The organism is Caballeronia sp. (genome assembly GCF_028292365.1).
Taxonomy (GTDB): Bacteria; Pseudomonadota; Gammaproteobacteria; order Burkholderiales; family Burkholderiaceae; genus Caballeronia.
This window is the reverse complement of record NZ_JAQGMM010000657.1, coordinates 1-8,299: the sequence shown is the minus strand read 5'-3', so window position 1 is coordinate 8,299 and position 8,299 is coordinate 1. Positions and strand designations below refer to the sequence as shown.

The 8,299-nt window shown below is 59.0% G+C and carries 7 protein-coding genes and 1 pseudogene; 4 read left to right on the top strand and 4 right to left on the bottom strand.

Going from position 1 to position 8,299, the window contains the following annotated elements:
• Positions 1-172: pseudogene (locus tag JWR14_RS37890) on the bottom strand (cysteine hydrolase); the annotation flags it as partial.
• A 550-nt stretch (positions 173-722) separates the two neighbouring features.
• On the opposite strand from JWR14_RS37890, the gene flhF reads away from it, so the two are divergent.
• The 3 genes from flhF to JWR14_RS37875 are packed head-to-tail and all read left to right on the top strand — an operon-like array spanning position 723 to position 4,122.
• Positions 723-2,435 carry a flagellar biosynthesis protein FlhF gene (flhF, locus tag JWR14_RS37885; protein ID WP_299719870.1) on the top strand — a complete coding sequence of 571 codons (1,713 nt, stop codon included), beginning with the start codon at positions 723-725 and terminating at the stop codon, positions 2,433-2,435.
• Entirely contained in the window at positions 2,428-3,360 is a 933-nt protein-coding gene (locus tag JWR14_RS37880) for a MinD/ParA family protein (RefSeq protein ID WP_299719867.1), read from the top strand. Before flhF ends, JWR14_RS37880 begins: the two co-directional genes overlap by 8 nt.
• 30 nt (positions 3,361-3,390) lie before the next feature.
• Positions 3,391-4,122, top strand: coding sequence for an RNA polymerase sigma factor FliA (locus JWR14_RS37875; protein ID WP_299719865.1), 732 nt, complete (start codon positions 3,391-3,393; stop codon positions 4,120-4,122).
• A 31-nt stretch (positions 4,123-4,153) separates the two neighbouring features.
• Here JWR14_RS37875 and JWR14_RS37870 read toward each other — a convergent pair whose 3' ends face one another.
• Positions 4,154-5,245 (bottom strand): GGDEF domain-containing protein, encoded by a 1,092-nt coding sequence (locus JWR14_RS37870; protein WP_299719863.1) that lies wholly within the window; start codon positions 5,243-5,245, stop codon positions 4,154-4,156.
• Between the two features lie 300 nt (positions 5,246-5,545).
• Here JWR14_RS37870 and JWR14_RS37865 point away from each other — a divergent pair, with 300 nt between their 5' ends.
• A complete protein-coding gene (locus tag JWR14_RS37865; protein ID WP_299719856.1) occupies positions 5,546-6,640 on the top strand; it encodes an aromatic ring-hydroxylating dioxygenase subunit alpha in 1,095 nt (364 codons plus the stop codon).
• Positions 6,641-6,745: 105 nt separating this feature from the next.
• Here JWR14_RS37865 and JWR14_RS37860 read toward each other — a convergent pair whose 3' ends face one another.
• Positions 6,746-7,075, bottom strand: coding sequence for a hypothetical protein (locus JWR14_RS37860; RefSeq protein ID WP_299719854.1), 330 nt, complete (start codon positions 7,073-7,075; stop codon positions 6,746-6,748).
• Positions 7,072-7,737: a DUF433 domain-containing protein gene (locus JWR14_RS37855; protein ID WP_366144634.1), complete on the bottom strand. Its 666-nt coding sequence runs from the start codon at positions 7,735-7,737 to the stop codon at positions 7,072-7,074. The genes JWR14_RS37860 and JWR14_RS37855 overlap by 4 nt, the downstream gene beginning before the upstream one ends.
• Positions 7,738-8,299: the final 562 nt, after the last annotated feature.

Sequence of the window (8,299 nt, the reverse complement as noted above, 5' to 3'; positions counted from 1 at the left end):
CTTTCCCGCACGGGACAATCGCGCTGCGCACGAGAGAGACGTCGTTTCCCAACGCTTCACCAAAGCCTCCCGGTTCTACAAAATCACGCTGCATGTCGATCACGACCAATGCAGTTGTTTTTGTATCAAACGGGAGTGGGAATGGTTGTGCGTGAAATAGTTTTTGCGCCATTTTTATGTTCCTTGATTAATGTCAGGACGTGAAATACTTGCTCTGCTATTGCAATTTATTTAAATTGTCCTTTGATTTATTATAGGTAGGTTCGCCTTAATGAACGATAGAAATTTCACCGAATTCACCATTGTTCATTGATTTTCAGGCTTGATTAAAGTCGTTTCAAAAACTTAATAAAATCAATATCACGAATTACCCGGCACTGTGTTGCGGAGGAATAAAGCGATAGGCGAAATAATCATCGCGACCCCGCGGCGGGATAACACAACGGGCAACGAACGATTCTTCAAGTCTTTCATCGTCATTGCCGCAAACATCAAAGTAATTGTCTGATGTTTAATCCGGCACGCATTTCCCCCGACGCAGCCCGCGCGCCCCTCCCAGCATCGATCGCCCGAATTACCCCGCTTTCCCGGCTCTTATCAGCCGATGGCCCGCCACCCACCCTTGCAATAATTCATTCACAGGAAAACGGTACGTCGCTCAAAACGTGGCGCACCGGTCAACCGCAACAGATCAGCGTGAGCGCGAGCTCATCGGGGGGTAAATGAACATCCGCAAATTTATCGGTGCCACGAGTCGCGAAGCGTTCCGGCTCGTCCGTGAAGCACTGGGCCCCGATGCGGTCGTGTTATCGAACCGGGTAACCGAAGACGGCAGCGTCGAGATCGTTGCGGTCGCGGACGGCGACCTTGCGAAGATTTCTCCGAAAGCAGCCGCTCAGCACCGCGAGATGAAACTGCGGGAGTCGGCCGGAAATCATCAGTTGCTTACGCAGCCGCAATCACAGTCACAGCCGCGTTCGAATTCGAACGCAAGTTCAAACCCTTACGCGAACGGCGATGTCTTTTCGTCGGTGTTCGGCGCCAATCCCGAACCGCTGGACGATCTCGAGCCTGAGGCGCAAGCAGACGACGCGTCGCGCACGATGGCCGAATCGAATCCCTGGCTGATCGAGCATGCCCGCCGGGTGGCGCAATCGGCCGCTGAAAGTGCGCCGCAACGCGCGCTGAGCGCATCGTCGGCGATTGCGAAGGGATTAGGCAATCCCGTGACCGTCACGCCGCACGAATCCTCGCAAGCCCCTGGATGGACCCGCGAAGCGGCGCAACTCGCCGCCCGCCGCGCAGAACAAAAATCCGCACAGGCCCAATTCCAGCAGGAAGCCCATACGTCCTCGGCCCAAACCGCCAGTTCGATGCAGGAAGGTGCGTTCGCGGGCCTGCCGGCATCGGCGGCCGCCGCCGTGACCGAAGCCATCCGCACCCGCATGGAGCAAGTCGTGAACGACACCGTCATGAATGAACTTTCGTCAATGCGCGGCATGATGGAAGAGCACTTCGCCGGCTTGCTGTGGGGCGATCGCCAGCGTCGCAGTCCGAATCACGCTGCGCTGACCAAGCGCCTGTTCGCCGCCGGTTTCTCCGCGCAACTGGTCCGTTTGCTGATCGACAACATGCCGGAGATCGAACAAGCCGAAGCGTCGATGCAATGGGTTCAGCAAGTGCTCGAAAACAACCTGCCCGTCATGGACAGCGAAGAATCGATGATGAACCGAGGCGGTGTTTTCGCGCTGATGGGCCCGACGGGCGTGGGCAAGACCACCACCACCGCCAAGCTCGCCGCCCGTTGCGTGATGCGCTTTGGCGCAAGCAAGGTCGCGCTGCTCACCACCGACAGCTACCGGATCGGCGCGCACGAACAGTTGCGTATTTTCGGCAAGATCCTCGGGGTATCGGTGCATGCGGTGAAAGACGCGGGCGACCTTCAACTCGCGCTCTCCGAACTGCGTAACAAGCACATTGTGCTGATCGACACCATTGGCATGAGCCAGCGTGACCGTACTGTCGCCGATCACATCGCCATGTTGTGTGGCGCCGGCCATCCGGTACAACGCCTGCTGCTCCTGAACGCAACCAGCCACGGCGATACGTTGAACGAAGTTGTGCAGGCCTACCAGAGCACGCCGGACCAGCCACCGCTCGCGGGCTGCATCCTGACCAAGCTGGACGAAGCCACGAACCTGGGTGGCGTGCTCGACACCGTGATCCGTTACAAGCTGCCCGTGCATTACGTGTCGACGGGGCAAAAGGTGCCGGAAAACCTGTACGTCGCGACCAAGCGCTTCCTGATTAAAAGCGCCTTTTGCATTCCGCGCGACGGCTCGCCGTTCGTGCCGCAAGACGACGACGTGCCGCCGCTCCTGTCCGCGCTCTCAGCGCGCGCTTCCACCGAACTGCATGAGGTTCACTTTGGATAAGTTCGTGTCCGATCAGGCTGAGGGCTTGCGCCGGCTGCTGACGCGCAACGGCTCCCGGGTCGTGGCGGTGTGTGGCGCCCCGACAGGTGGATTGGGAGGGACCGGCAATACGTCGACGGTCGTGAATCTCGCCGCCGCCCTCGCCGCGCAAGGCAAGGATGTGCTGGTTATCGATGAACGCCAGAACGCGTTGTCGGTGAGCCGGCTGGCGAAGGTGCCGGACAACGGTGCACTGGGCGCGGTCTTATCCGGCAAGCGTTTTCTGCAGGATGCCGTCACGCGCACGCCGTTCGGCTTTTCGGTGATCGCCGCGCCTCGCGATGAACGCATCAGCCAGGACGCCGCGCATAGCCGGGTGCTGCTTGACGGACCCGCCGATATCGTCCTGATCGACACCCAGCTCGATCGCAGCGGCGCGCTTTCGAATCTGGCCGTGCAAGCGCACGACTTCGTGATCGTGACCCGCGTGGCGCCTGCCGCGATCACCGAGGCGTACGCCTGCATCAAGCGTCTGCATTACGCACACGCTATCGGCCGGTTCCGGGTTGTCGTGAATCACGTGAAGAACGGCGCCGACGCGCAGATCGCCTTCGATAACCTCGCCGGCGTCGCCAACCGTTATCTCGCCGTGCAACTCATGCCGGCGGGTTGCGTAGCTGAAGATCCGCGCGTGGCGCGGGCGCATGAACTGTCGCGTTGCGCGGTGGAAGCTTTTCCGGCGACGCCCGCCGCCCGGGATTATCGGCAGATTGCCGCTGAATTGCAGTACTGGCCGATGCCGAAAGCATCGCAGTTTGAATGGCCCGTGCAGTCCTTGCGAGCGGAAACGCCGCATGGGTTGGAGCGCTCGATCAACTCCGGCGCGGTACGCCGCACGGAAACGCCATTGATGCAGCTTGCGATGAGCAGCGCCGCGTCCGTGTGATGCAGCAAGAGAAGGAACAAGGTGAATGCGATGTATAACGCCCAGGGAAAACTGTCACAGTCCGAGGTCCTGACCCGCTACGCACCGTTGGTGCGCCGGCTTGGCCTGCAACTCGTGGCGAAAATGCCGGCCAGCGTCGATCTGGACGATTTGATCCAGGCCGGCATGATCGGTTTGCTCGATGCCGCCAGCCGCTATAAAGAAGATCAGGGCGCTCAATTCGAGACCTATGCCAGCCAGCGGATTCGCGGCGCGATGCTCGATGAGTTGCGCGCCAACGACTGGCTGCCGCGCAGCATGCGCAAGACTTCGCGCGAAGTGGAATCGGCGGTGCACAAGGTTGAACAGCATCTCGGCCGGTCGGCGAGCGAACAGGAAGTGGCCGAGCATCTGAACATGCCGCTTATCGAATATCAGGCCATGCTGCAGGATCTGCATGGCAGCCAGTTGATCTATTACGAAGACTTCGACCGGTCTTCCGATGACGAGCCGTTCCTCGACCGTTATTGCGTCGATAAAGCCGATCCGCTCTCCGCGCTGCTCGACGGCAGCTTGCGCTCGGCGCTGGTTGAGGCAATCGATAAATTGCCTGAGCGCGAAAAGCTGCTGATGAGCCTGTATTACGAGAAGGGCTTGAATCTGCGCGAAATTGGCGCCGTGATGGAAGTCAGCGAATCGCGCGTGTGCCAGTTGCATAGCCAGGCCGTCGCGCGGCTGCGAGCGAAGTTGCGGGAACAGGCGTGGTCGGGCGTGGAGGCTTGAACTGCCTCGGTCGAGAGTTCTTGAACGCAGATCAGGTTTCGAAATCCGCTCCCTGCGCGAACTCTGTCTGGCCTTTGCCCAACCCCTTGGCGCGATACATCGCGCGATCGGCTGCGCGCATTAGCACGGCAATATCCCTGTAGCCGGGGCTCAGTTCCGGCGAAATCAGGCAAGCACCAATACTCGCCGATACATTCACCACCCGGTCCTGCACCGACTTCATTTCCGCCAGTACCGCGTGCACGCCGTTTGCCACCGTCTGCACGGCGTGATTGCCGGTCACGTGCCGCGCCAGCACGACGAATTCATCGCCGCCGAGTCGCGCGACTGTATCGGTGGTTCTTACCCTTCTTGCCAGCAACGCCGCGAAGGTTTGCAGCACGACGTCGCCAACTTCGTGGCCGTAGGTATCGTTGACCTCCTTGAAACCGTCGAGATCAATCAGCAGCAATGCGGTCGCGCCTTCCTGTCCCGTCGATATCGCCATCACCGCCCGGCCGATGGTCTGTTCCAGCATGTAGCGGTTGCTCAAACCCGTGAGCGGGTCGGTGCCGGCCTTGAGCGCGAGGTCGCGGTTCGCACTGCCGAGGCGGCCGACCAGCACCGCGAGGTAGACCGATGCGCCGAACACACTCAAGCCAATCCCGAGCGCCGCGGGCCGATTGGTCATCCACCACGGCTGCAGCACGGACAACGCGACGATTCCCACCACCGCCGTTCCACACGACAACGCCAGCGCGCGCTTGCCGTAACGTCCGCCCGCGCCGATCACAAAGAGGAAAACCGCCCACAGCATGGGCAAGGTGAGTGCCCCTCCGGCACCTAGAACCACGGCGAGCAGCGCCTGATCGGCGACAGTGGTGAATGCGAGGCGCAAATTCGACTGCCGTTGCATTCTGCTGATGATTAGCCGGGTCGCTACCCCGTAGATCAGATAAAGCGCGAGCGCATGGAAGCTGGCAATGGCGGCATGGGTGGGAGCGGACCATGCGTACGCGCCGTACACGGCCGTCGCGAGGCCGCCCAGTATGACTCGTAGCGTCGCCTGTTCTTTTTCCGGATCGAGATAGGGCAACCACACGTAACCGCGGTGCCGATGCAAGGGGTCATTCGCCTGCCCCATTCTGAGTCTCCCTGATGTGATGTCGAGGTGATTCCCGAAGTGCTGATCGATGCCGCGTTTTCTGCAGTGCCTGCGTAGTGCAAAATGGCAATCGTACTGCGTCGTTGAAAAGTGGCTGAAAACCGCACGATTCGGCCAGATTTGTGGCGGATAAATGCTGATTCGTTGCGATCGATTTGGAGCGAGTAGTACGCATTCGGCGCGCCCGGGTGTTTTGTTTTGGCGCGTTGCGTTTGTGCGCGCGTTGTTTTCGAATCGATGTTTGGATTCTTATCTACTACGCAGGTTTTTCGACGCCCGATGCAACCCTTCGAATCCGCTTCTTCCACCGGCGGCATGAACGCTGCCGATGACGCTCACTCCGCGCCCGATGCCGCGTTGCTCGGCGAATGGCTGCCTGTCTGTAATAGCGCCGATGTGCCCGCCGGGGAATTGCGCGGGTTTGTCGTGGCTGGCGAGCGGCTGGTGGTCTGGCGCAATGCGTCGGAGGCTGACGTTCCGGCAGCACAGTCCGACGTTTCCACCGATGTCCACGTCTGGCGCGATCGATGTCCGCATCGCGGGGCGCAGTTATCGTTGGGCTCGGTGACGGGCGGCTTGATTGCGTGCCCGTATCACGGTTGGCGATATGACGTCGACGGCCAGTGCATTCACATTCCCTCTAATCCGTCGATACGCCCCGCGAAGCGTGCTTGCGCGCGGACCTATCGCGTGGAGGAAAAATACGGCGTGGTGTGGACGTGCTTCGGCGAGCCTTCGCGTCCGCTCGATTTCTTTCCGGAGTACGCGGCACACGATAGGCCGGGCGCACGCCGGATCAATCTTGCGGCGCAGACCGTGCGTTCATCGGCGCCGCGCGTGGTCGAGAATTTCCTCGATATGGCGCACTTCCCGTTTGTGCATACCGGCGTTCTCGGCGATGCATCACACGCGGAAGTGCAGGATTACGAAGTGATTCCAAGCGATGGCGGACTTGAGGCGCGGAAGTGTCGGTTTTGGCAACCAGCGGGGTTACCGGGACAGGAGGGCGTGGATATTGACTATGTGTATCGAGTGAAACGGCCGCTGGTGGCGAGTTTATCGAAAGCGGCACAACACGGTGCGGGCGCGTTGCACCTGTTGCTAGTGGCGTCGCCGGTGAGTGAAACGGAGACGCGGGCGTGGATGGTATCGGTGTTCGAGGACGAATCCACGCGCTCGGATGAGGAACTGTATGACTTCAATATGCAGATACTGATGCAGGACACGCCGATAGTGGAATCGCAATGGCCGAAGCGGTTGCCGCTTGATCCGCAGGCCGAGTTGCATCAGGTGTGTGATCGGCTGTCGGTGGGGTATAGGGGGTATTTGAGGGAACGGGGGTGGGGGTATGGGACGGAGTTGAGTGGGGGATAAACACCGTCGCACTTTGCTCAAGGACTACCGCGGAATTTGTTCGAATTTTCCACCGCTGTACCGCCATGGCACTCGAAAGGCCGCACCACCCTTTATTCGCAGGCTTTAATCGATTATTGCTGGCCACCACTTGACCAGATTTTGTGCTTTGTCCCAGTGTTGGCGTTCTGTCCACTGTCGATGAAACACGAACGTTATCAGGCCGGAATCACGTAGGGCTTTGCGCTCGACGTCGTTTTTACGAAAGGCGTCCTGCGATAAAACAACCCAACGCCCTTCCTCGCCTAGCTCTTTTATCCAATCGTGGTCCTTCGCGTCCGCCGCAAACCTGTCACGCAGATGTATGACACGCGCGACAGTCTTTTCCACTTGGCAGAGTTCCTTGATAGCGTGAGCCAGATGTGGGGAAAGATTGTTGTCGAAGAAATACTTCATGCTGCCATCTGCTCGTAGCGGATGGCAGCTTCGACTGCGGCGACCGGAATATCAAACAGTGACGCGACGGTCTGCTTGTTCTTCTCGGCCTTGAAGGTCTCGGCGACAATTTCCGTCCTGACGCCATAGTCGGTGAGCACAGGTTTGCCAAACGCGATTTCCGGATCGAGCACGATGACCTTGCTACGTTTGAGCGGAAACCAACGCATTGCCCGGCCGTCTCCTGCGAATTCGATCCCGGTGTACAACGCCGGCCGAACGATGTGTTCAAACACCAATTGGCGTTTGGCGAGATCGGTCATTTCAGCATCGCCGTGTTCCTGCAACGCTTCGGAAAAAATCGATTTGCCATCGGTCAAAAACCGATGTGCAGTGAAAGGATATTCAGTTCCGAACATTGCCTTCGCGCCTTCGATAGCAGCACGAATTACCTGCAGTGGAACGTCGTGATTGCGGAAAGCCTTGACGATGCGTAGCTCCATCAGGTCGCGAAAACCTATCACCTTTTCGTCGAGATCTGCGAGCTGAGACTTCCACAGCGGGGCACCGATACCACCCTTGATCGTATAGCCGAATAGCCAGCGGCTCACCTCGCGCGCTTGCGCGCCGGTGAGCCGTTCTGCTTCCTGAAGGGTGTATAGGCCAATGCCAGTGAGTTCCATGAAGACATTCTACCGGTAAGCGCAATGTCGACTTGACGAAGCTTTGTGCCATTTTTTGTCGATCGGTCGCGTGCTGTCGATCTGCGTGGCTTGGCGGCAAGCGGGCCTGTTCGTCCCAACCCACTGCGCGCTCCACTTCTCTTTTTGCCAGACAGGCGAACTTGAAAATCTGTCCGATACTTCAGTCACTAGAACGCTAAGTGACTGAAGTATCGGACAAGCAATTGGCGAGAAACATCATCCCGTTAGCGCTTGTTGATGCTTTCGGATGGGCTCACCGCGCCTTACCAATCGTCAGAAATATCGCGTAATAAGCGACCGGGTGGATTCGCAAAAGATCTCTAATACAAGGCCGTTAACGACGGTAGCGGCTACTGCACTCATCGGTCGTTCTGCCAGGAATTCACGCTAACCACTCGGAGCAATGCATGTCCATTTCAGCACTGACAAGCTCGGCTGCTAGCGCCGAGCCGCGGGCGGTTCACCGCACCCGCGCACATCCACAAAACGGGACCAGCGCAGATTCTTCGTCGACCCCATCCACAAGCAGTAGCGGCAGCAC